This window comes from Nocardia sp. NPDC047648 (assembly GCF_040642815.1).
GTDB classification, from domain to species: domain Bacteria; phylum Actinomycetota; class Actinomycetes; order Mycobacteriales; family Mycobacteriaceae; genus Nocardia; species Nocardia gamkensis.
Window position 1 is genome coordinate 1 of sequence record NZ_JBEYSX010000003.1, and the last position, 22,424, is coordinate 22,424.

At 66.5% G+C, this 22,424-nt stretch carries 21 protein-coding genes, 4 tRNA genes and 1 pseudogene; 1 reads left to right on the top strand and 25 read right to left on the bottom strand.

Features of this window, described 5'->3' with window-relative positions:
• The 25 genes and pseudogenes from ABZ803_RS08495 to ABZ803_RS08615 form a co-directional block, all read right to left on the bottom strand.
• A pseudogene (locus tag ABZ803_RS08495) lies at positions 1-1,970 on the bottom strand (DNA-directed RNA polymerase subunit beta); the annotation flags it as partial.
• A 409-nt stretch (positions 1,971-2,379) separates the two neighbouring features.
• Positions 2,380-3,108: a hypothetical protein gene (locus tag ABZ803_RS08500; protein WP_357034393.1), complete on the bottom strand. Its 729-nt coding sequence runs from the start codon at positions 3,106-3,108 to the stop codon at positions 2,380-2,382.
• Between the two features lie 10 nt (positions 3,109-3,118).
• On the bottom strand, positions 3,119-3,889 hold the full coding sequence (locus tag ABZ803_RS08505; RefSeq protein WP_357034395.1) for a hypothetical protein: 771 nt from the start codon (positions 3,887-3,889) through the stop codon (positions 3,119-3,121).
• Between the two features lie 106 nt (positions 3,890-3,995).
• On the bottom strand, positions 3,996-5,237 hold the full coding sequence (locus tag ABZ803_RS08510) for an MlaD family protein (protein ID WP_357034397.1): 1,242 nt from the start codon (positions 5,235-5,237) through the stop codon (positions 3,996-3,998).
• A complete protein-coding gene (locus ABZ803_RS08515; RefSeq protein ID WP_357034399.1) occupies positions 5,234-6,472 on the bottom strand; it encodes an MCE family protein in 1,239 nt (412 codons plus the stop codon). The genes ABZ803_RS08510 and ABZ803_RS08515 overlap by 4 nt, the downstream gene beginning before the upstream one ends.
• Positions 6,469-7,737 carry an MCE family protein gene (locus tag ABZ803_RS08520; protein WP_357034401.1) on the bottom strand — a complete coding sequence of 423 codons (1,269 nt, stop codon included), beginning with the start codon at positions 7,735-7,737 and terminating at the stop codon, positions 6,469-6,471. The genes ABZ803_RS08515 and ABZ803_RS08520 overlap by 4 nt, the downstream gene beginning before the upstream one ends.
• A gap of 1 nt (position 7,738) precedes the next feature.
• Complete coding sequence (locus ABZ803_RS08525) at positions 7,739-8,749, bottom strand: MCE family protein (RefSeq protein ID WP_357034403.1); 1,011 nt, start codon at positions 8,747-8,749, stop codon at positions 7,739-7,741.
• The gene (locus ABZ803_RS08530; protein WP_357034405.1) at positions 8,749-9,825 is read right to left on the bottom strand and encodes an MCE family protein; all 1,077 of its coding nucleotides are present in this window, start codon (positions 9,823-9,825) and stop codon (positions 8,749-8,751) included. The genes ABZ803_RS08525 and ABZ803_RS08530 overlap by 1 nt, the downstream gene beginning before the upstream one ends.
• Positions 9,822-11,171: an MCE family protein gene (locus tag ABZ803_RS08535; protein ID WP_357034407.1), complete on the bottom strand. Its 1,350-nt coding sequence runs from the start codon at positions 11,169-11,171 to the stop codon at positions 9,822-9,824. The genes ABZ803_RS08530 and ABZ803_RS08535 overlap by 4 nt, the downstream gene beginning before the upstream one ends.
• Positions 11,168-12,031, bottom strand: coding sequence for an ABC transporter permease (locus ABZ803_RS08540; RefSeq protein ID WP_040870310.1), 864 nt, complete (start codon positions 12,029-12,031; stop codon positions 11,168-11,170). The genes ABZ803_RS08535 and ABZ803_RS08540 overlap by 4 nt, the downstream gene beginning before the upstream one ends.
• Before the next feature lie 3 nt (positions 12,032-12,034).
• On the bottom strand, positions 12,035-12,829 hold the full coding sequence (locus tag ABZ803_RS08545) for an ABC transporter permease (RefSeq protein ID WP_051175592.1): 795 nt from the start codon (positions 12,827-12,829) through the stop codon (positions 12,035-12,037).
• Between the two features lie 11 nt (positions 12,830-12,840).
• Complete coding sequence (locus ABZ803_RS08550) at positions 12,841-13,917, bottom strand: ATP-binding cassette domain-containing protein (RefSeq protein WP_357035372.1); 1,077 nt, start codon at positions 13,915-13,917, stop codon at positions 12,841-12,843.
• 241 nt (positions 13,918-14,158) lie between these two features.
• Positions 14,159-14,539, bottom strand: coding sequence for a 50S ribosomal protein L7/L12 (gene rplL, locus ABZ803_RS08555; RefSeq protein ID WP_039802004.1), 381 nt, complete (start codon positions 14,537-14,539; stop codon positions 14,159-14,161).
• 54 nt (positions 14,540-14,593) lie between these two features.
• Positions 14,594-15,133, bottom strand: a complete 540-nt coding sequence (rplJ, locus tag ABZ803_RS08560; protein ID WP_040870314.1) for a 50S ribosomal protein L10 — start codon at positions 15,131-15,133, stop codon at positions 14,594-14,596.
• Positions 15,134-15,552: 419 nt separating this feature from the next.
• Positions 15,553-16,092 carry an NADPH-dependent FMN reductase gene (locus ABZ803_RS08565; protein ID WP_357034410.1) on the bottom strand — a complete coding sequence of 180 codons (540 nt, stop codon included), beginning with the start codon at positions 16,090-16,092 and terminating at the stop codon, positions 15,553-15,555.
• A 99-nt stretch (positions 16,093-16,191) separates the two neighbouring features.
• A complete protein-coding gene (rplA, locus tag ABZ803_RS08570; RefSeq protein WP_357034412.1) occupies positions 16,192-16,905 on the bottom strand; it encodes a 50S ribosomal protein L1 in 714 nt (237 codons plus the stop codon).
• A gap of 151 nt (positions 16,906-17,056) precedes the next feature.
• Complete coding sequence (rplK, locus tag ABZ803_RS08575) at positions 17,057-17,491, bottom strand: 50S ribosomal protein L11 (protein WP_063051596.1); 435 nt, start codon at positions 17,489-17,491, stop codon at positions 17,057-17,059.
• 95 nt (positions 17,492-17,586) lie between these two features.
• Entirely contained in the window at positions 17,587-18,384 is a 798-nt protein-coding gene (gene nusG, locus ABZ803_RS08580; RefSeq protein WP_357035375.1) for a transcription termination/antitermination protein NusG, read from the bottom strand.
• A 120-nt stretch (positions 18,385-18,504) separates the two neighbouring features.
• On the bottom strand, positions 18,505-18,903 hold the full coding sequence (gene secE, locus ABZ803_RS08585; RefSeq protein ID WP_357034414.1) for a preprotein translocase subunit SecE: 399 nt from the start codon (positions 18,901-18,903) through the stop codon (positions 18,505-18,507).
• A 108-nt stretch (positions 18,904-19,011) separates the two neighbouring features.
• Positions 19,012-19,084: transfer RNA gene (locus ABZ803_RS08590), tRNA-Trp, on the bottom strand.
• Between the two features lie 221 nt (positions 19,085-19,305).
• Positions 19,306-20,373 (bottom strand): fused (3R)-hydroxyacyl-ACP dehydratase subunits HadA/HadB, encoded by a 1,068-nt coding sequence (locus tag ABZ803_RS08595; RefSeq protein WP_357035377.1) that lies wholly within the window; start codon positions 20,371-20,373, stop codon positions 19,306-19,308.
• Positions 20,374-20,556: 183 nt separating this feature from the next.
• On the bottom strand, positions 20,557-20,727 hold the full coding sequence (gene rpmG / locus ABZ803_RS08600) for a 50S ribosomal protein L33 (RefSeq protein WP_011211653.1): 171 nt from the start codon (positions 20,725-20,727) through the stop codon (positions 20,557-20,559).
• Positions 20,728-20,770: 43 nt separating this feature from the next.
• Positions 20,771-20,846 (bottom strand) — tRNA-Met (locus ABZ803_RS08605).
• Positions 20,847-20,922: 76 nt separating this feature from the next.
• A tRNA-Thr gene (locus ABZ803_RS08610) sits at positions 20,923-20,995 on the bottom strand.
• Positions 20,996-21,656: 661 nt separating this feature from the next.
• Positions 21,657-21,739, bottom strand: a tRNA-Tyr gene (locus ABZ803_RS08615).
• A 174-nt stretch (positions 21,740-21,913) separates the two neighbouring features.
• On the opposite strand from ABZ803_RS08615, the gene ABZ803_RS08620 reads away from it, so the two are divergent.
• Positions 21,914-22,405, top strand: coding sequence for a YajQ family cyclic di-GMP-binding protein (locus ABZ803_RS08620; protein WP_062968288.1), 492 nt, complete (start codon positions 21,914-21,916; stop codon positions 22,403-22,405).
• The last annotated feature ends 19 nt before the right edge of the window (positions 22,406-22,424 follow it).

Below are 22,424 nucleotides of genomic sequence, written 5' to 3' on the forward strand. Positions count from 1 at the left end.
TAGGACTTACGCGTCCCATCATCAGCCATCACCGTCACATAATCGGCCGAAACCTCCTCGACCACACCGGGCTTCTCGTTCACCACCACGTCACCCGCGTCCACGGCCGCGCGCAGCTCCATGCCGGTACCCACGATCGGGGCCTCGGAACGGATCAGCGGAACCGCCTGACGCTGCATGTTCGCACCCATCAGGGCACGGTTGGCGTCGTCGTGCTCGAGGAACGGGATCATCGCCGTCGCGACCGACACCATCTGACGCGGCGACACGTCCATGTAGTCGACCTCGGTGGCGGCGACGAGCTCGTTCTCCTCGTTGCCACGCCGGCACAGCACGCGGTCCTCGAGGAAGCGGCCTTCGGCGTCGACCGGCGAGTTGGCCTGCGCGCGAACGTGCCGGTCCTCCTCGTCCGCGGTCAGGTAACGAACCTCGTCGGTCACCCGGCCGTCCACGACCTTGCGGTACGGCGTCTCGATGAAGCCGAACGGATTCACCCGCGCGTACACCGACAACGAGCCGATCAGGCCGATGTTCGGGCCTTCCGGGGTCTCGATCGGGCACATGCGGCCGTAGTGCGACGGGTGGACGTCACGGACTTCCAGGCCGGCGCGCTCACGGGACAGACCACCGGGGCCCAGCGCCGAGAGGCGGCGCTTGTGGGTCAGGCCCGACAGCGGGTTGTTCTGGTCCATGAACTGCGACAGCTGGGAGGTTCCGAAGAACTCCTTGATCGCGGCGACGACCGGACGGATGTTGATCAGGGTCTGCGGCGTGATCGCCTCGACGTCCTGAGTGGTCATCCGCTCACGGACCACACGCTCCATGCGGGAGAGACCGACCCGGATCTGGTTCTGGATCAGCTCGCCGACGGTGCGCAGGCGACGGTTGCCGAAGTGGTCGATGTCGTCCACTTCCACCGGAACCTCGGCGCCACCGGGGGCGGTCATGGTCTTGTCGCCCGAGTGCAGGCGGACCAGGTACTCGATGGTGTTGACGATGTCTTCCTTCGTCAGCACCGAACCGACGACCTGCTCGCCCACGTGGATGCCGAGCTTCTTGTTGATCTTGTAGCGACCGACGCGCGCCAGGTCGTAGCGCTTCTCCTTGAAGAACAGGTTCTCCAGCAGGGTCTGCGCGGACTCCTTGGTCGGCGGCTCACCCGGACGCAGCTTGCGGTAGATGTCCAGCAGCGCCTCGTCCTGACCGGCGGTGTTGTCCTTCTCCAGGGTCGACATCATGATCTCGGAGAAGCCGAAGCGCTCGACGATCTCCTCGGTGGTCCAGCCCAGCGCCTTCAGCAGCACGGTGACCGGCTGGCGGCGCTTGCGGTCGATGCGCACACCCACGGTGTCGCGCTTGTCCACGTCGAACTCCAGCCACGCACCGCGCGACGGGATCACCCGCACACTGTGCAGGTCCTTCTCCGTGCCCTTGTCGACACTGTGGTCGAAGTAGACACCCGGCGAACGCACCAGCTGCGACACCACGACACGCTCGGTGCCGTTGATGATGAACGTGCCCTTGTCGGTCATCATCGGGAAATCACCCATGAAGACCGTCTGGCTCTTGATCTCACCGGTGTTGTTGTTGATGAACTCCGCCGTCACGAACAGCGGAGCCGCATACGTCATGTCCTTGTCTTTGCACTCATCGATCGAGGCCTTGACCTCTTCGAAGCGCGGGTCGGAGAACGACAGCGACATGGAGCCGGAGAAGTCCTCGATCGGCGAGAGTTCCTCGAGCACCTCCTCGAGGCCACCGACTAGGCCGACGTCGCCGCGAGCGGCCGCGCGTTCGCGCCAATCCGGCGAACCGATCAACCAGGCGAACGATTCCGTTTGTAGATCGAGAAGTCCGGGCACCTCCAAGGGTTCACGGATCTTCGCGAAAGACACCCGCAACGGGGCTCCGGGGATTCCGGCAACTGCCTTGGTCTGGGTGGAGACTGCCAAGATGCGTCCTTCCAGCACCTCACGCGCGTCGCGTGGTGGTCCGCGACCGTCGCTTGTCTGCTACGAATTCCGCTGGTTACTACCCGAACGAAACTCGAAACAGGCACCAACGGAAGTAACACCGGAAGGGTGAACTCACGAGTGCGATTCGAGGTATGGACAGGAGGCAGCCAGCGCAACGTCCAAACCTACACCCAAGTACACGGGGGTGTCAAAGTACCACCCGTGTGATCGTCCGCATGGCTGGCGCGCCGGGCCGAATTCGCTGGCTGCGTCGTGAGCCGCGGTGCGCTGGAAGCCACTGTGACAGCTGCCGCTGTTGTGAATAGCGTGACGGTTCGGGCGAAACTCGTCAAGTGGCAGGCCCGGTCCGGGCGCCGTCGAGATCGCCTGCCGCGCTGCGTCATCCCGGCCGCCGCGGTAGCCGTTACTGGTCGACGATGTCGCTGGCCAGCCAGCGTCCATCCACCTTCTGCATGTGCAGGACCACGGGTCCGGCGACGCTCTGCTGCGCCACGCCATCCTTGGTGGCACTCACCACCAAGTTGACGATCAGCTCCGCGCGATCATCCGTGAGCAATGTCACAGCAATCGGGTCGGCTTTCGCGTCGGCACTGGTCTGCGCCTGTTTGACGGCCGAGATGGTGGTGTCGGCGTACTTGTCCAGATCGGCGAGCATCTTTCCGGTGAGCACCTGCTTCGCGGTGTCCCGGTACCCGTCGATGTTCTTCACGTCGTAGGCGTAGACGGTCCGCAGCGCGTTATCGGCGGCGGCCCGCACCTCCTGGGTGGCCCCGTTGTCCACATACGCCTGATTCGACGTGTTCACCCCGGGCTGTTGCGCGGCGAGCCATGCGAAACCGCCCAGCAGAACCGCGGCGATCAGCATGGCCGCGCTGACGCCCCAGCGCGCACGCCCGGCAGGCCGCCGCTGACGGCCTTTCCCACGCGACGCGATCGTGCGCCACCACGACGAACCGGGCGCGGCCACAGACCGCTGTTCGGCGCGGGGGGTGTCCTGTCCCGCAGTGGTGCGGGAAACTCCCGCCACGCGCGGTTTGCGGGCCGCTGCGGGCCGCGCGGACGCGGCGCGCGCCGTTTCGGTGGTGGGCCTGCGCTTGGAGGTGACCCGGTTGACCGGTCGGCGAGACGTCATGGGTGTCCTCCTACGATCCCGGCTTCGGCGCGGCGGGCGGCTGCTCGCCCGCCGGTGCGGACGTCTGCGCGGCGGGGCCGCCGCTCAGCAACACCGGCTGGCTGAGCGAGGAGATCTGCTCGGCCTTCCAGACGTCGCCGTCCTTGGCCACGTCGACGGTCCAGGTGTAGCGGTAGTCGGCGGCGGGCTTGTCCTTGCCGTTCTCGGTGACCTGCAGCACGACCAGCGCCGATGCCTTGTCCTCCTCGCTGTTGAGCGAGGTGAGCGCGGCGCCGAGCACCTTCGAGTTCATCGCGACCCCGCTCTGCTGGGCCAGCTTCTCCGCCTGGTCCTTGTTCTTCGTGGCCGAGTCGAGCAGCGCGCCGGTCATCGAGGACCTGGCCAGCGCCAGCGAGCCGGGCACGTCGTCCAGGTTCATCGAGGTCATGTTGATCGCGGCTTGGCGGGCGGCGTCCAGCGCGGTGTCGCGGGCGTCCGCGCGCGGGCCGTCGGTGAGTGCGGCCCGCACCCAGCCCGCGCCGAACCACGCGGCGCCGGCCAACGCGATCACAAGCAGCACGGCGGAGCAGACCAAGGCCACCCGGCCGAGCACGGACGCGCCGACCACGTGCTCGGACGCGCCGCCGGTCTGCTCGGCAGGCTTCCGATCGCTCGCGTCCGGCTTCGCGGAGGAACTCGCCTCCGGCTTCGCGGAGGGGGCGGACGTGTCCGCCGCTGTCGTCGCGGTGTCCGGCGTGTCTTGCGACGCCGAATCGGACCGCTTGGTCGGATCGGCGGTCACGACATCGCCTCGCCGTCGGTCGGCTCGGTCGCGCCCCAGGGCCGGGTGGCCGTGGTTCGCTCGCTGCAGTCACTCACGCGAGACACCCTAACGTCATTGCTCCTGGTCACCGCTTCGGCGTGACCCCCAGCAGGGTCGACAGCTGCACGGCGGCCGGAGTCAGGTTCAGCTTTTCCGGATCGGTTTTGGGGTTGGAATCCCAGGGCTGGACGATGGCCGGATCGGCGTATTCGGCTCGCGCGCCACCCCGGACGGCGGTCGGATTGCCGAACGGCACAAGACATTTGGCGTCTTTGTTGAAGGGGAACTCGTCGCGCGTGTCGTCGAAGTCCGGGTTCTGCGCCTTCATCTGTTCGAGAATCCGATACGTGCCCTCGTAGCCCACGGTACAGGTGGGTGGGTTGTTCACCTCGAGCACCAGGCCGAAGTGGCTGGTCCCGTCGCCGGGCGCGGTGGAAGAGCCGCCGATCGACAGCTGCGGGAGCATCTGCAGCAACGGCTTGATCGCGTAGAACTTCGGCGAGATCGCCTGCAGCAGCAGCCGCAGGTTGGCCAGGTCCTGGGTGAGCGAGCCACCGCTCTCGTCGATCAATGCGCCGAGTTGCTCACCCGCGTCCGTTCCGGTGCCGATGAGCCTGCGCACGTCGGGGTCGCTGGAGCGCAGCTGGGCGGTGAGCTTGTCCAGGCCGTCGCTGAACTCGCGGATCTGCGAGGACTGCTCGGCCTGTGTGCCGAGGGCGATGCGGCCGTCGCGGACCAGCTGAACGGTCTGCGGCAGCGTCGCGTGGAAGGTCTCGGTGAATTTGTTCAGCGAGTCGATCAGCACTTGCAGGTCGTCGCCCTTGCCGTCGAACGCTTTGCCCAGTTCGCGGACCGTCGTGTTGAGCGCGTTCAGGTCCACCGAGTGCGCGAAGGTGTCCACGCTGGACACCAGCTCCTCGACCGGCACCGGCAGGGTCGCCGAGGTGATCACGGAGTTGTCGCGCAGGTACGGCCCCGCGTCCGAGTCGGGCTGCAGGTCGACGTACTGCTCACCGATCGCGGACCGGTTGGCCACTACGGCTTTCGCCGACGCCGGGATCTTCGGCGAACTCGTGTCGATGACGAGATTCATCACGACGCCCTCGCCGGTGAGTTCCAGCTCACCGACCCGGCCCACCGGGACGCCGCGATAGGTCACCTCGGCGCCCTTGTAGATCCCGCCGGTCTGAGCCGCCCGCAGCTTCACCGTGTACTCGTTGAGCCCGAACATGTGGTCGAGCCGGATGTATCGGCCGCCGACATACACGACGCCGAGCACCGCGATCACCACGAACGCGATGAGCTGCCACCGCACCAGACGGGTCATCGCGGACCACTCCCTACGCCGAGTTGCTCGAGGATCGCCCCGACCGGACCGGGCACGCCGGGTGCGGGCGGCTGCGCCATCAGCGGCGGCAGCGGCAGGATCGACACAGTGGGCCAGCCCGGACGCGGGCCGTTGCCGTTGTAATACGGATTGGTCGGGTTCACCGGCACGGGCGGACCGACCGGCGGGATGTACACCGGATCGGGCTTGCCGACACCGAGATTGCTGAGCGTGACGCCGATCTGCTGATCCACCGACAACCACGTGTTCACGCTGCCGCCGAAGGTGCTCTCCAGCGCCGAGTCGGGGAACGGATAGGTCGGGATCAGCGGCACCGCCGTGACCAGATCCGGCGCGGCACGCCCCAGCTCCTGCAATGTCGGCCGCAGCGAGGTGAGGTCGCGGATCAGGTCGTCCTTCGAGGTGTTGAGCACATCGAAGCCCGCCTGACCGAGCCGGTCGAGCTGGGCCAGCAGGGCGACCAGTTGCGGGCGCTGCTCCTCCAGGATCCTGATGCCCTGGGGCAGCTGGTCGAGGATCTTGGCGATCTGATCGGTCTGCCTGCTCACCCGGCTGCTGAGCACGTCGAGACCGTCGAGCGCGCGAGTGATGTCGTCCACCTGCTCGTTCAGGCCGCCGATCAGCGTGTTCGCCTGCTCGATCAGCGAGCGCACCCGGTCTTCCCGGCCGCCCAGGGTCTTGTTCAGTTCGGTGACGATCGGCTGCAACTGCGCGACGCCGCCGCCGTTGAGCAGCAGCGACAGCGCGCCGAGTACCTGTTCGACCTCGGTGGCGTGCCGGGTGCGGTCGACCGGGATCACCGACCCGTCGGCCAGCCTGCCGGGTTCCGGATCGGCCGAGGGCCGGGACAGCTCGATGAACTTCTCGCCGAGCAGGTTCGACTGCCGGACCTCGGCGTGCGCGTTCGCGGGCAGGCTCACCGACGAGTTGACCAAGGTGCGCACGGTGGCGGTCCACTGATCCTTGCCGATGCTGATCTTCTCGACCCGGCCCACCGGCACGCCCTCCACCTTGACCGCCGACTGCGGGACCAGATCGAGGACGTCGTCGAACTGGATGTCGATGTGCATCGGGTGCTCGCCCACGTCGGCGCCGCCGGGCAGCGGCACGCTGTAGATGCCGTCGGAGGCACACGAGGTGACCAGCGTCGCGGACAGGCCGAGCGCCAGCACCGCGCCGAGACCGCGTGCGACGGAACGGATTCGAGTGCTCATCGCTCCCCTCCCTGCGACGGCGGAAGCCGGTCCGACGGCGTGCCGGGCACGGTGCCCGGCACCGGGTCACGCTGCTGGTTCTCGCCGCTGAGGATGCCGAACGGCAGGTTCAACGTCGGGGTCTGCACCCCGGCGGTGATCTGGTCGGTGATCTCCTTGCAGTGGTCGAGGATCGGACGCATCTGCTTGCCGAGCGCCTCGAACTTGGGATCGCCGGGCATCAGTTTGGACAGGTCCAGCATCTTGCACACCGCGCCGAACGGGTCCTGGGTTTCGGGGAAGTTCGCCCGCATGTCGAGGGTGCCCGATTCGGCATTGTGCACGTTGATCAGGTTGCTCAACGCCAGCGGCAGGACCGGCAGCAGGGCCGCCACGTCGTCGCGCTGATCGGACAGCGTCTTGGTGAGCTGGATCAGCCCTTCGGCATTGCTCGCGATCAAGCCCCGGTTGTCGTCGATGAAGCGTGCGACGTCGCCCAGCGCGATCGACAGCAGATTCAGTGCCGCGCCGAGATCCTGCCGCTCGTCGGCGAGGAACGTCGACAGGTCGGCCAGCTGCGTGTTGAATTGCCGCACCTGCTGGTCGTTCTGCGCCAGCATGGTGATGAAGGACTGCAGGTTCTTGACCGTGTCGAAGATGTCGCCACGCGCGTCCGACAGGTAGCGGGCCGCCCGGGACAACTGGGTGAGACTGTTGGCCAGCGCCTCGCCGTTGCCCGCCAGGTTCGCCGCGCCGGTGCGCACCAGGTCGTTCACCGCTCCGTCGGCGTTGGCGCCGTTGGGGCCGAGCGCCTCGGAGAGTTCGGTGATGCTCTTGTACAGCTGGTCCACTTCGACGGGCGTGGCCGTGCGCTCGCGCGGAATGGTCGCGTCACGCGCCATCTTCGGGCCACCGGTGTAGGCGGGGGTGAGCTGGATGTAGCGGTCCGACACGATGGAGGGCGTGATCTGCGCGGCCCGCGCGCCCGCGGGCACGTCGTACTTGCGGTCCACGCTCATCACGATCTTGACCTGATCGCCCTGCGGCTCCACCGAATCCACCGAACCGACCGGCACGCCGAGGATCCGGACGTCCGAGCCCTCGTAGATGCCGACCGAGCGATCGAAGTAAGCGGTGATCTTGGTGGTGGTCAGCCGGTTGAACAGCCACCACAGCACCACCGCGACCAGCACGGCGAGGACGAGGACCAGCGCGATGCCCACCTTGGCGCCGCGACTGGAACCGCGGACCGCACCGACCGGATCGCTACGCCAGTTGTCCGCCACGTCAGTTACCTCCCAGAGTGCGGATCGGCTGACGGTAGCCGGGGATGTCGGGCAGGGCGGGCGGCAGCACGTTGACGATCACCGCGTCGAACCAGCGTCCGGTGCCGAGCACGTTGGCGTAGAGGCTGTAGAACGGCGCCGCGAGTTCCAGCGTCTTGGAGACGTTCTGCTGGTTGGAGTTGAGCAGATCGATCGCGGCGCGCAGATTCTTCAGGGCCGGGCCGATCTGCTCCTCGTTGTCGTGCACGAGGGCGCTCAGTTCGGTCGACACCGTCTGCGCGCCGACCAGCAACTGCTTGATCGACTGCTGCCTGATGTTCAGCTCGGCCAGCAGCTGGCCGCCGTTGGCCAGCAGCCGCTCGAACTCGGCGTTGCGGTCGGCGAGGATCTGGGTGGTCTGCCTGGTCGCGGCGAACAGCTTCTTCAGCTCCTGATCGCGTTTGGCCAGCGTCTCCGACAGCCGGGCGACACCGTCGATGGACCCGCGGATCTCCGGCGGCGTCGTCTCGAACGCCTCCGACAGCACTTGCATGCTCTTGGCCAGCTGCGTGGTGTCGATCTGGTCGATGGTGCGCGCGGCGTCGGTGAACGCGTCCACCACGTCGTACGGGGAGACGGTGCGCGAGAGCGGGATCCGCGAACTCGGCGTGGCAGGCTTGGAGCCCCTCGGGTCGAGCGCGAGATACTTCTGCCCGAGCAGCGTCTTGATCTGGATGGACGCGGTGGTCTCGTTGCCGATCCAGGTGTCCTTGGTGCGGAAGTCCACGAGCACACGGTCCCCGTCGAGCCGGACATCGGACACCGAGCCCACCTTGACGCCGGCCACCCGGACTTCGTTGCCCTTCTTCAGGCCCGCCGCCTCGCTGAATTCCGCGGTGTACTTCGTCCCCGCCCCGATGATCGGCAACCGATCCAGGAAGAAGGCCGACACCGTCACCAACAGTACGACGGCGATGCCGAGCGCGCCCAGGAACGCCGGGCTGCGCTTGCCGAGCAGAATGCGGTCGTCCATCAGCGAGCCTTCCCGTGGCAGCGCGGCGCGGCGTTGGTGTACAGCGGCTGATTGATCGTCGGCATGCCCGCGGGCAGGTTGAGCTGCGGCGCGTCGACGGCGCCCGGTCCGACGACGATGTCGATGCCGCACAGATAGAACTGGAACCAGGAGCCGTAGCTGGCGGCGCGGCCGAGCTTCTCCATCTTCAGCGGCAGGTTGTACAGCGCTTCGTTCACCTCGTCCTGGCGCTCGTCGAGCGTGCCGGTCAATTGGCTCAGGCCCGCGATCGACCCTTGCAGCGTCGGGCGCACCGGGACGAGCAGGTCGGACGTCGCCGAGGTCAGGTCGGCGAGTGAGGTCACCGAGCGCCCGATCGTGTCACGCTCGGCGTTCAGGCCGCTGATCAGCGCCTCGGTGTTCACGATCAACTGGTCGAACTGATCGTCGCGCTGGTTCACGGTGTCCAGTACGGCGGTCAGATTGCGGGTCAGCTCACCGATCACCGCGTCCTTGTCGGCGATCTTGTTGGTCAGGTTCGCGGTGGTCGCCACCAGATCGTGGATGGTGCCCTGCTCGCCCTGGAAGACCTGGATGATCTCGAACGACAGCTTGTTGACGTCGTCGGCGGTCAGCGTGCGGAACAGCGGGCGGAAGCCGTTGAACAGCGTGGTCAGGTTCAGCGCGGGCCTGGTGTGCTCGAGCGGGATGGTGCCGCCCTCGTTCAGCTTGCGGCCCTGCTCGCCGGTCCCCTGCTCCAGCGCGATGTAGCGCTGGCCGACCAGGTTGCGGTACTTGATCGTGGCGGTGGTCGAGGACGGCAGCCAATCCCGGTCGCTGAGTTCGAACTTCACCTCGGCCAGGCGCTTGTCCACGATCGAGACGTCGGTGACCTTGCCGACCCGAACGCCCGCGATGCGGACCTCGTCGCCGGGGTTGAGCGCGGTGACATCGGTGAACCTGGCCTTGAACGCGGTGCCGCCGCCGCTGTAGTTGGCGATGGACAGCGCGAGCATGACCGTCACGAACAGGGTCACCACGACGAAGATGACCAGCTTGGTCAGCGGGCCGCCCAGGCCGCGCAGATGCTGCTTCATCGCACGCTCACCTCGCTTCCGCGGAACGCGGGCGCACCGGCCCTGGTCACCCAGCCGGGCACCTGATCAGGAGCGACGCCATTGGCCGCGCCGTAGATCGCGCCGAGCGACTGCTGCTCCATGGGCGAACCGGCGATCGTCGGCATCTTGCTCGCCGGGTGGACCCCGAACTGCGGCGGTTCCAGATTTCCGATCTGCTGGTCACCGGGGTTGCGACTGGGGACGGCGTAGGAGCCGTCGTTGTTCGGGCCGCCGGTGTACTGGCCGGGGTCGACGCCCAGCGGCATCTCGGGGATGCACCACGGCCCCCTGGGATCCAGCCAGCGCGGTTCGTCCTGGTTGGGCAGGTACTTGCCGCGCGTGTTGGTGAGTTCGATGGTCACCCGCGAGCCGGGCAGGTCGGTGCCCTTGCCGAAGATCCGGTCGATGCGCGGCTTGAGCTGCGCGAAGTTCGCCAGCGAGCAGGCGTAGTTCGGCGAGTAGTAGGCCAACTGCTCCAGCGCGGGCCGGGAATCGGCGGCCACGTCGATGATGTTGTCGCGGTTGGCGATCAGGAAATCGGTGGTGGTGGCCGCGGTCGGCGTCAGCGTCGCGTAGAGGACGTCGATGTCGGTGCGCCGCTGCACGATGGTGGCGTTGGTCGTGCGCAGGTTGTCCAGTGCCTGGATCAGCTGCGGGGCAGCGTCGGAATAGGTGGCCGCCACCTGCGCGAAGCTGCGCAGGTCCGCCTGCAGGTCCGGCAGCACCGCGTTGACCTGGCGGAAGGCGTCGTCCAGCTTGTCCACGGTCTCGCCGAGCGCGGAGCCCTGACCGGCCAGCGCCTGCGACAGCGCGCCGAGGGTGGCCGCCAGATCCTGCGGCGGGATGGACTGCAGCAGCGGGAGCAGGTCGTCGAGCAGTTTGCTCAGCTCGATGGCGTTGCCGCTGACGTCCTGGTGCAGCGTCAGCCCGTCGGTCAGATGCTTGGGGCTCGGGTTCTCCGGGATCACCAGATCCACATAGCGCTCGCCGAACAGCGTCTTGGGCAGCAGGCGCGCGGTCGCGTTGGCCGGGATCTGCTGCGCCTTGTCCGGATTGATGGCCAGGTCCAAGGTCACCTCGCCGCCCTCGGAACTGCTCGAGCGCACCTCGCCGACGGTGATGCCGCGCACCTTCACGTCCGCGTTGCGGGTCAGCGCGTTGCCCACGCTGTCGGTGATCAGGTCGACGTGCACGGTGCGCACGAACTGCTTGTTGTAGATCGCGACGGTGGTCCAGAGGAACAACGCGACCACGACGAAGAAGGCGATCCCCAGCACTCGGATGCGTAGCTTCGCGGTCGAGCGCCAGGCCTGGGTGCGGCTCATCCGGCCACCCGCACCGTGGTGGTGGTGCCCCAGATCGCCAGGCTGAGGAAGAAGTCGAGCACATTCACCAGGACGATGGCGGCGCGGACCGCGCGGCCGACCGCGACGCCGACGCCGGCAGGCCCGCCGGTGGCGTGGAACCCGTAGTAGCAGTGCACCATGATGATCACGAAGGCGAAGACCAGCACCTTGAGGAACGAATAGAGCACGTCCTCGGGTGGCAGGAACAAACTGAAGTAGTGGTCGTAGGACCCGCTGGATTGCCCGTTGAACCAGATGCTGATCGCCCGCGACGCCAGGAACGTGCCGAGCAACCCGACGATGTAGAGCGGGATCACCGCGAGGAATCCGGCGATCACTCGGCTGGTCACCAGGAACGGCACGCCCGGCACCGCCATCACCTCGAGCGCATCGATCTCCTCGGAGATCCGCATGGCGCCCAACTGCGCGGTGAAACCACAACCGACCGTGGCGGACAGGGCGAGCGCGGCGACCAGTGGCGCGATCTCGCGGGTGTTGATGTAGGCGGTGAGGAAGCCGGTGAGCACCGAGCTGCCGAGCGCGTCGAGGGCCTTGAAACCCTGTAGGCCGACGACGACGCCCACGGAACCGGACATGAACACGATGACGCCGATGGTGCCGCCGATCACCGCGAGCGCTCCGGTGCCGAAGGTGACCTCGGCGAGCAGCCGCATGACTTCCTTGCGGTAGTGCACCGCGGTCCGCGGGATCCACGCGATGGCCCGCGTGTAGAACGACATCTGCTCGCCCGCGCGATCGATCACGTTGAGCGGCATCCGAGCGATTTCACCCACCCGGCGCATGGACTTGGCGACCGGGGTTCGGTACGACGTGGCCATCGGTCAGGCGCCCTTGGCCGGAACGACCTGTAGGTACACCAGGGTCAGGATGAGATTCACGAAGAACAGCACCATGAACGTGATCACCACGGATTGGTTCACCGCGTCACCGACTCCTTTCGGGCCCCCCTTGGGATGCAGCCCCTTGTACGCGGCGATGACGCCGGCGAGCAGACCGAACACCGCCGCCTTGATCTCGCCGATCCACAGGTCCGGCAACTGGGCGAGCGCGGAGAACGACGCCAGGTAGGCGCCGGGCGTGCCGCCCTGCAGCAGCACGTTGAAGAAGTACCCGCCGGCGATGCCGACCACCGAGACCAGGCCGTTGAGCAGCAGCGCGACCAGCATCATGCCGAGCACACGCGGCACCACCAGCTTTCGCACCGGATCGATGCCGAGCACTTCCATCGCGTCGATCTCCTCGCGGATGGTGCGCGAGCCGAGATCGGCGGCCACCGCCGACCCGGCCGCGCCCGCGATGATCAGGGCCGTCACGACGGGAGCCGCCTGCTGGACGGTTGCCAGCACACTGGTCGCGCCGGTGAACGATTCCGCGCCGAGCTGCTTGATCAGCGAGCCGGTCTGCAGTGCCACGACCGCGCCGAACGGAATCGCGACCAGCGCGCTGGGCAGGATCGAGACACTCGCGATGAACCACGACTGCTCGATGAACTCCCGCCATTCGAAGGGGCGACGGAATGTCTTCCGCAAAACGTCGATGAGCAGCGCAAAGATATTGCCGGCCTGGGCAAACCCCGACTCCAGGGGAGTTCGCAATCGCGCCAGGGTGGAATTCACGATCGCAGATGTTACCCGTTAGTTGTGTTGTGTCGCACGGTGGTGTCGTACGAGCCGCCCTGATAATTAGCCAGGTCGCCACTGTTGTACGACATCACCTGCGTATCGTCGTTCTCCGCAAGTGATTCACGGATCGCGACCTGGGCCGCATGCGGCAGCGTGTGCATGATTTCACGCACACGTTCCTTGCGGCGAAGCACGCCCTGGCGCACCGGCATACCGGGAGTCGCGCGCATCTGCGGGATGATGCCCTCGACCTCCTCGGCGCCGCCGTGGTGGTGCCCGGCGTCCACGAGCGCCTGCTCGCGCGCCATCTGCGCCTCGTCCTTCTCCTCCGACATACCGATCGGGCCGATCATGCGGCCGTTGAGGAACTGCTTGACCACCGGCTCGTCCGAGGTGAGCAGCACCTCGCGCGGGCCGAACATGACCAACTGGCGGCGGAACAGCATGCCGATGTTGTCCGGCACCGTGCGCGCCAGGTTGATGTTGTGCGTGACGATCAGGATGGTGGCGTCGATCTGAGCGTTGATGTCGATCAGCAGCTGGCTCAGGTAAGAGGTGCGGACCGGGTCCAGACCCGAGTCCGGCTCGTCGACGAGGATGATCTGCGGATCCAGCACCAGGGCGCGGGCCAGCCCGGCGCGCTTGCGCATACCGCCGGAGATCTCGCCGGGCAGCTTGCCCTCGGCCCCGAGCAGACCGGTGAGCTCCAGCTTCTCCATGACGATCTTCTTGATCTCGGATTCGCTCTTCTTGGTGTGCTCGCGCAGCGGGAATGCCACGTTGTCGAACAGATTCATCGAGCCGAACAGCGCGCCGTCCTGGAACAGCACGCCGAAGAGCTTGCGGATCTCGTAGAGCTCCTTGTTGGAGCAGGTGGTGATATCGGTGCCGTCGATGTAGATCGAGCCGCGCTCGGGGCGCAGAAGTCCGATCAGCGACTTCAGGAACACCGACTTACCGGTGCCCGATGGGCCCAGCAGCGCGCTGACCTCGCCCGAGGGCAACGTCAGAGACACGTCCTGCCAAATTCGCTGGGAACCGAAAGACTTGGTTACACTCTCGGTCCTGACCTCGACGCCCACGCCAACCTCCACAATTCTCAGCGAGCTGCCCACCGGCGAACCGCGCGCTCGGATATCGCGGTGCGTCACGTCACAGTGGGTTCGGTCACTGTAACTCATGGGACAGATCGGGCACACCCCAACCTGACTGCGTAGTAACTCCGCAATAGTTTCGGTATCGACGATAGCGGCGAGATTGCCGGAAAACGCGAACGGGCGATCCCCCGCAGGGGATCGCCCGTTCGGCGTGTTCGGTCGTGAATTACTTGACCGAGACCTTGGCGCCGGCCTCTTCCAGCTTCGCCTTGGCGGCCTCGGCGGCGTCCTTGGCGACCTTCTCCAGGATCGGCTTCGGGGCGCTCTCGACGAGGTCCTTGGCTTCCTTCAGGCCCAGGCCGGAGACGATCTCGCGGACCACCTTGATGACCTGGATCTTCTTGTCGCCCGCACCCTCGAGCACGACGTCGAACTCGTCCTGCTCCTCGACGGCCTCGGCCGGAGCGGCGGCACCGCCGACGGCGGCGACGGCGACCGGAGCAGCCGCGGTGACCTCGAACTTCTCCTCGAACTTCTTCACGAAGTCCGAGAGCTCGAGCAGGGTCATGTTGCCGAAGGTCTCGAGCAGTTCGTCAACGTTGGCCATTGTTGTTTTCCTTTCGGTAGTGAATGTCTGAGCGGGGAGTCGTGCCACACGGCATTACTCGGCGGCAGATCCGCCTTCTTCGGCCTGCTTCTTCTCCTGCAGCGCGGCGGCCAAGCGGGCCACCTGCGAGGCGGGAGCGTTGAACAGACCGGCGGCCTTTGCGAGGTTGCCCTTGAGCGCGCCGGCCAGCTTGGCCAGCAGCACCTCACGGGTCTCCAGGTCGGCGATCCGCTCGACCTCGGACACGGACAGCGGCGCGCCGTCCATGTAGCCGCCCTTGATGATGAGCGCCTTGTTGTCCTTCGCGAAGGTCTTCAGGGCCTTGGCCGCGTTGACCGGCTCACCGGTGATGAAGGTGATCGCGGTCGGCCCGACGAACAGTTCGTCGAGGCCTTCCACGCCCGCCTCGGCGGCGGCACGCTTGACCAGGGTGTTCTTGGCGACGGAGTACGTGGCGTCGGCGCCGAGCGCGCGCCGCAGCTCGGTGAGCTTGCCGACCGACAGGCCACGGTATTCCGTGACGACGGTGGCCGTCGAGCTCTTGAACTGCTCCGCGATCTCCTCGACCGCGGTGACCTTCTCGGGTTTTGCCATACTTCGCCTCCTCTCTGATTGGTCGGTTCGTGTACTCGAACTACCGATCAGGGGCCGGCGACAAAACAAACGCCCCGAACGCAGAGCGTTCCGGGGCGCAACAGAAAACCGAGCCGGGACGTACCCGGATCAATTCCCAGCCTCGGCTCTCCCTGCGTGGGCCGCCGGCAATGTCGCCGGACCTTCGACCGAACCCATGCGGGCTCGGCGACCAACGGTCTTCGGTAGAACGGATTGGGTAGCGATCGAACTCGTCGATAACTGATGTCCAATGTACCTGGACGGGTTCCCATCTGCCAAAACGGGCCCAGGCAGGACGCCTGACCGAAACCTGCTGGCCGTCGAATCGTTGTGCGGCGGCGAGCCTTTCCGTCACGCCCGTTCGCTGGCGGCCGCTCCGCGAATGCCGGTGACTTTTCTCACGGCGTCGCGTTCTCCGCGAACCGGGCGAGCCCGCCCAACGCGGCCACGGCGCCGGACCGGAATTCGGCGTCGGCGATCAGCCCGTCCGGGCCGACGTCCTCGCGCAGCACGGGCAATCGCAGGCAGACATCCGGATCGATCTCGGCCCCGACATAGCCGAGCACGCTGCGCAGCGTCGCGGTCGCGCCGTCACCACGCCCGGGAGCCGCCACGGTGATCCAGGCGACCGGCTTGCGATAGAGATCACCGGTCCCGACGGTCCAGTCCAGGAGGTTCTTCAGACTGCCCGGCAACGTGCCCGCGTATTCGGGGGTGCAGAACAGCACGGCGTCGGCGCGCGAAAGGTGTTCGCGCAGCGCGACGACCGATGGATGAGCGGTGCCGTCGTCGTCCGGGTTGAACGCGGGCAAGGCCGCGAGACCGTCGTACGAGACGGTTTCGACGCCATCCGGGGCGACGGCCGAGGCGGTCCGGAGTGCGGCGGAATTGGTGGAGGCGGCGCGAGTGCTGCCGGAAATCAGAAGAACGACGGTCACATCGAACCCCAACCACGCCGCCGGGCGGATTAGTCCGCAAACGCGCGACGGCGGGAACGCATTACGCGTTCCCGCCGTCACGGTCGGCTCAGCCGCTGTTTACGCGTCCTCTTCGAGGAGGTTGCGGGTGCGGTTCGGGTCCACCGGGATGCCCGGTCCGGTGTTCGTCGAGACCGTCACCTTCTTGACGTAGCGGCCCTTGGCGGTCGACGGCTTGGCACGCAGGATCTCGTCCAGCGCGGCGCCGTAGTTCTCCACCAGCTTGGCGTCGTCGAAGGACGCCTTGCCGATGACGAAGTGCAGGTTGGCCTGCTTGTCGACGCGGAAGTTGATCTTGCCGCCCTTGATGTCGTTGACGGCCTTGGTCACGTCGGTGGTGACCGTGCCCGTCTTCGGGTTCGGCATCAGGCCGCGCGGGCCGAGAACACGCGCGATCCGGCCGACCTTGGCCATCTGGTCCGGGGTGGCGATCGCGGCGTCGAAGTCCAGCCAGCCGCCCTGGATCCGCTCGATCAGGTCCTCGGCGCCGACGGCGTCCGCGCCCGCGGCCTCGGCCTCGGCGGCCTTCTCGCCCGCGGCGAAGACGATGACGCGGGCGGTCTTACCGGTGCCGTGCGGCAGGTTGACCGTGCCGCGGACCATCTGGTCGGCCTTGCGGGGATCCACACCGAGACGCACGGCGACCTCGACGGTCGCGTCGGTCTTGGTGCTGGCGGTCTCCTTCGCCAGGCGCGCGGCGGCCAGCGGGGAGTAGAGCTGGGTGCGATCGACCTTCTCGGCCGCGGCGAGGTACGCCTTGCTTCGTTTTGCCATGATTCTCTGTCCTGTTCGATCCGCGGCGCTCCCGGGACTCCGCGTGGTCACGCGGGCTTCCGCCTGGCGAGTCCGTCCTCGCGCCGCTGTGTTGGTAGTTCAGACGTGGTTATCGGGCCTGGCCGGCCCTCCCACCGAGGAGCGATTCCGCTCAGCCTTCGACGGTGATACCCATCGAACGCGCGGTACCCGCGATGATCTTGGCCGCCTGCTCGATGTCGTTGGCGTTCAGATCTTCCTGCTTGGTCTTGGCGATCTCGCGCACCTGGTCCATGGTCACCTTGGCGACCTTGTTGCGGTGCGGCTCCGCCGAGCCCTTCTGCACGCCTGCGGCCTTGAGCAGCAGCTTGGCGGCGGGCGGGGTCTTCAGTTTGAAGTCGAACGACCGGTCCTCGTACACCGAGATCTCGACCGGGATGACGTTGCCACGCTGCGACTCGGTCGCGGCGTTGTACGCCTTGCAGAACTCCATGATGTTGACGCCGTGCTGACCGAGCGCGGGGCCGACCGGAGGGGCCGGGTTCGCCTGGCCGGCCTGGATCTGAAGCTTGATGATCCCGGCGAGCTTCTTCTTCTTGGGGGGCATCTTTCTTTCCTAGGTGTTTGGTGTCCTTGCTCTTTGCAAGTCTGTGAATCAACCCGCCGCGCGGGCCGATTCATCCCGTCGTCGACGGAACGGATCTAGATCTTCGCGACCTGGGTGAACGCCAGCTCGACCGGGGTCTCGCGGCCGAAGATCGACACGAGCACCTTGAGCTTCTGCTGTTCGGCGTTGACCTCGGAGATGCTGGCGGGCAACGTCGCGAAGGGGCCGTCCATGACGGTCACCGACTCGCCGACCTCGAAGTCGACCTCGATGACCGGCTTCGGCGCGACCTCGCCACCCGCGGACTCGGCGGCCGCCGATGCAGCCGCGGCAGCGGGCTTCTTCTGCTGCTGGGCGGCGGGCACGAGGAACTTCACCACGTCGTCGATGGACAGCGGCGACGGCCGGGAGGTGGCGCCGACGAAGCCGGTGACGCCGGGGGTGTTGCGCACCGCGCCCCACGACTCGTCGTTGAGCTCCATGCGGACCAGGATGTAACCGGGCAGCACCTTGCGGTTGACGTGCTTGCGCTGCCCGTTCTTGATCTCGGTGACCTCTTCGGTGGGCACCTCGACCTGGAAGATGTAGTCCTCCAGGTCCAGGTTCTGCACGCGGGTCTCGAGGTTGGCCTTCACCTTGTTCTCGTAGCCGGCGTAGGAGTGGATCACGTACCACTCGCCGGGGGCGCGCCGCAGCGCTGCCTTCATCTCGGCGACCGGATCGGCGGGCTCGGCATCGATCGGGGCGGCGGCGACGGACTCAGCGGGCTCAGCGGGCTCCGATTCCTCGACCGCGGGCTCGTCGGTCGCGAACTCCTCGACGGAGTCGGTGGGCTCGGCCACCGCGTCGTCGGCCGGGAACTTGTCGTGTGTGTCGTTCTCCGGGGTGCTCACTGGGGCACTCGCTTCCTGTGTCGTCACGTACATCCTCTGCGTGCCGGGGCCGGGCGCGCGGCGAAATCGCTTCCACCCGTGTCCGCCCCGGGATCGGCTACCGGCGTCGGCGTCGTTCAGCTAGCCGAACAGCCAGTTGACACCCTTGATGAACGCCAGATCCAACCCGCTGATGTACGCGACCATGAAAATCACGAACACCAGAACAACGCTCGTATAGGTGACCATCTGCTTCCGGTTGGGCCAGATCACCTTGCGCAGTTCCGCGATGACCTCACGCAGGAACTTGAGCAAACGCTTGAACGGATTACCCGTCGTCTTGCGTTCGGCCCGATCGGTCGTCTTGGCTGCCTTCCGCGACGGACGGTCGAGCGTGGCGACAGTGCCCGTATCGACCTGCGAGGACGCAGTGCGGGTCCGCCGGGCGGAACGCTTTCCGCTCGGTCGTGTCGCTGCGGCGGTGTCGTCGCCGTCGTCGGCGGCATGTGCGCCGCGGCGAGTGTCCCGCTCGTCGCTCACGCCTTCTCCTCGCTGCGCTCGGTGCCGCCGTGCGCGATGCGCGCTGTGCCAATGGCTCGCTCGCTACGCTCGCTCACGTCGGTCCTCTCTCGTCGCTGGCATCCAGGGCAGGGGCGACAGGACTTGAACCTGCAACCTGCGGTTTTGGAGACCGCTGCTCTGCCAGTTGAGCTACGCCCCTTCGGTCGGACGGTGTTGGCTGTCCAACCACTGTTCGATATTCAGTTGTTCCCTGGTGTCACACAACACGCGCGCCACTCCGGCAGTTGCCGGCCCCTTGGACGATCCTCGCGGACCGCCTGGAACCAGCCCCTCAGAGCAGCGCGCAGCGGCTGGCGACCCCAGAAACCTGAGTGTACGTTACCGTGCGCGGCATTAGCCAATCCGGGTCGCTGTCCCTGGTCAGGCCAGTTGCACGGTCGCGGTGGCGCGGCCGAAGATCTTCTTGCCCGCCGCCTTGGCCACGATGGCCACGACCGCGGTCCTCGTCTCCGGATCGACCGATTTCACCTTACCGGTGTACTCGATCTCGGCGGCCTCGTCGGAGCCCACGTAGACCGGGCTGGTGAAGCGGACGTTGTACTCCTTGATCGCGCCGGGGTCGCCGAGCCACGAGGTGACGAATCCGCCGCCCAGGCCCATGGTGAGCATGCCGTGCGCCACGACGTTGTCCAGGCCGACGAGCTTCACGACCTCGTCGCTCCAGTGGATCGGGTTGGCGTCGCCGGAGACGCCCGCGTAGTTCACCAGATCGCCACGGGTGAGCCGGACGATGCGCGCGGGCAGTTCGTCGCCGGCGGAGACGTCCTCGAAGCGGATGGCGTGCTTCGTGCGCACCCCTTCCGCGGGCGGCACGACCGCAGAGGGCGCCTCGGTCACCGCGAGCGCGCTGCGCGGGTGATGCCCCGGCGCGTCCTCGCCGATGCCGTGCATGAGCACGTTGCGGACGGCGGCGTTGAGGTTCGGGTCGATGTCGCCGCCGCTGCGCCCCACGAGGGTGGTGTAGGTGGTGAGCACCAGTTCATCGTTCTGCGCGGTGACGATGTTCTTGGTGACGATGATGTCGCCGCCGAAGGCCTGCCGGAACGAGTGCAGGTGGACATCGCAGGTGAGCTGGTCGCCGACCTTGATCGGGCGATGGAACTCCAGGATCTGGTCGGTCTGCATGATCTGGCTGAGGTCGTAGCCGGTGACGACCTCTTCGAACAATTTGCGCTGCGCGAGAATCCCGACCAGGGAGATGAAGGTGACCGGCGCGAGCAGGTTGTCGTACCCGTACTCCTGCGCCGCGTCCTCGTCCCAGTGCACCGGGTGGTAGTCCTGCACGGCGCGGGCGTACTCACGCACCTTTTCGCGGCCGACCTCGTAGTAGTCGTCGACGCGGTAGTGGTGACCGACCATCGCCGCGGCGTTCGCCGCGGGGTCGAGCTCCTCGCCCGTCTGGACCGCTTCGTCTGTACCGGTGTTGATTGTCACGGGAGGACTGTACCTATCTGACCCCGTCACCCGGAGTCTGCGGAGCGCTCACCACCGCACCCACACCGTGAAAATGCGTCAGGGCCGGACAGTTGTCCGGCCCTCGCGGTGCCACGGCCCGAGATACCGGGATGCGACTCCCGGTGCTACACCACGCGGTAGTTCACGCGTGGAGGACTAGCGGGATTCGCGGTGCGCCCGGTGCGTGCCGCAGTTCGGGCAGAACTTCTTCAGCTCCAGCCGGTCCGGGTCGTTGCGCCGGTTCTTCTTGGTGATGTAGTTGCGGTGCTTGCACTGCTCGCAGGCCAAGGTGATCTTTGGCCGGACATCGGTGGACTTCGCGGCCACGATATGCCTTCTTTCCGGTACCTGATGGTCTTGTATCGGGTTGTGGTAGCGATGGCCGGACTTGAACCGGCGACACAACGATTATGAGTCGTTTGCTCTACCGACTGAGCTACACCGCCACGGCGTCGCATTGCCATGGTGCCGAGCCCGCACTACGGGAGCGATGCCGAGTCGGTCACCACCGGCAATCCGGCGAGCCCCCTAACGGAATCGAACCGTTGACCTTTTCCTTACCATGGAAACGCTCTGCCGACTGAGCTAAGGGGGCATGACTACTTCCGCACCGAGCCCCAAATACTCGACCTCAGCGCGGTGAAGTCTTGAACGAGGTTACACACTCACCGGTCTTCGTACCAAACCGCGTGGTCAGAGGGTTGTTTTCCAGGCACAACCGCAGCGATTCAGCGCACCCTCACGGCTCTCGGGAGTAACGCCTGCTCGCGAGATGCGGCCCGTTCTCACACAAACCGGGCCACTACGACGCAACGAGGCCATCGAGCGATCGCAAGAACCGCGCTGAAAGTGGTGACGAACTGCGCACTGCGCGCGAACACGAACTGCGCGCCGCACGCCAACCCGGAAAATGTGGCGGCCCCGAGCGAACATGCCGTGAGTCTTCGACCGAACAACTGCCGGTTCGAGGCCGGGATCGGAGCGGCCGACCGACGCGGTGACGACCGAACCGACCGACGAACCGGGGTGAAACAGAACCCGGCGGCACCCACATGCAATCCGGCTCGATATGGATGTCGGTCATCGACGCGCCCGTGTGAACGACCAACGAAACACCTGTGACCAACGCAACCACAGAAGGGGGGTCCGGGGGCAAAGACCCGCCGGGCGGGGCGTGGGGGTTGCACCCCCACAAGACATTACGAAGCGAGCCCTGTACGCGCTTTCTGCGTACAGGGCTCGCCTGGTGAGCGGAGTGGCAGGTGTAGGATTCGAACCTACGTAGGCTTTCACCGACAGATTTACAGTCTGCTCCCATTGGCCGCTCGGGCAACCTGCCGTTCGCGCTTTGTTTCACGCGCTGAGCAGAATACATCGAACCCGCACCCCGAATGCAAACCGGCTGGCTATCGGCCCTGCGACGCGACTACCCTCGGGGCTCCGGGTAGAACTGACGATGGCTGGAAGCGTCCCGCTCAGCTCACCCGTCGGACCGTCAGAACAGGAGCGCAGCGTGGCTGATTCGTCTTTCGATGTTGTGAGCAAGGTCGACCGGCAGGAGGTCGACAACGCCCTGCATCAGGCGGAGAAGGAACTCGGCACCCGCTACGACTTCCGCGGCACCGGCGCGTCGATCGAATGGTCCGGCGAGGACAAGATCGTGCTCACCGCGGAGGCGGAGGAGCGCGTCAAGGCCGCGCTGGAGGTGTTCAAGGAGAAGCTGATCCGCCGCGACATCTCGCTGAAGGCGTTCGACGCGGGCGAGCCGGTCTCCTCCGGCAAGGTGTACAAGATCACCGGCTCGCTGGTGCAGGGCATCGACTCCGAGCACGCGAAGAAGATCTCCAAGAAGATCCGGGACGAGGGCCCGAAGGGCGTGAAGGCGCAGATCCAGGGCGACGAGCTGCGGGTGAGCAGCAAGAAGCGCGACGATCTGCAAGCGGTGATCGCGCTGCTGAAGGGCGAGGATTTCGGGATCGCGCTGCAGTTCGTCAACTACCGCTGACCGGGCCGGAGCGCGGCCG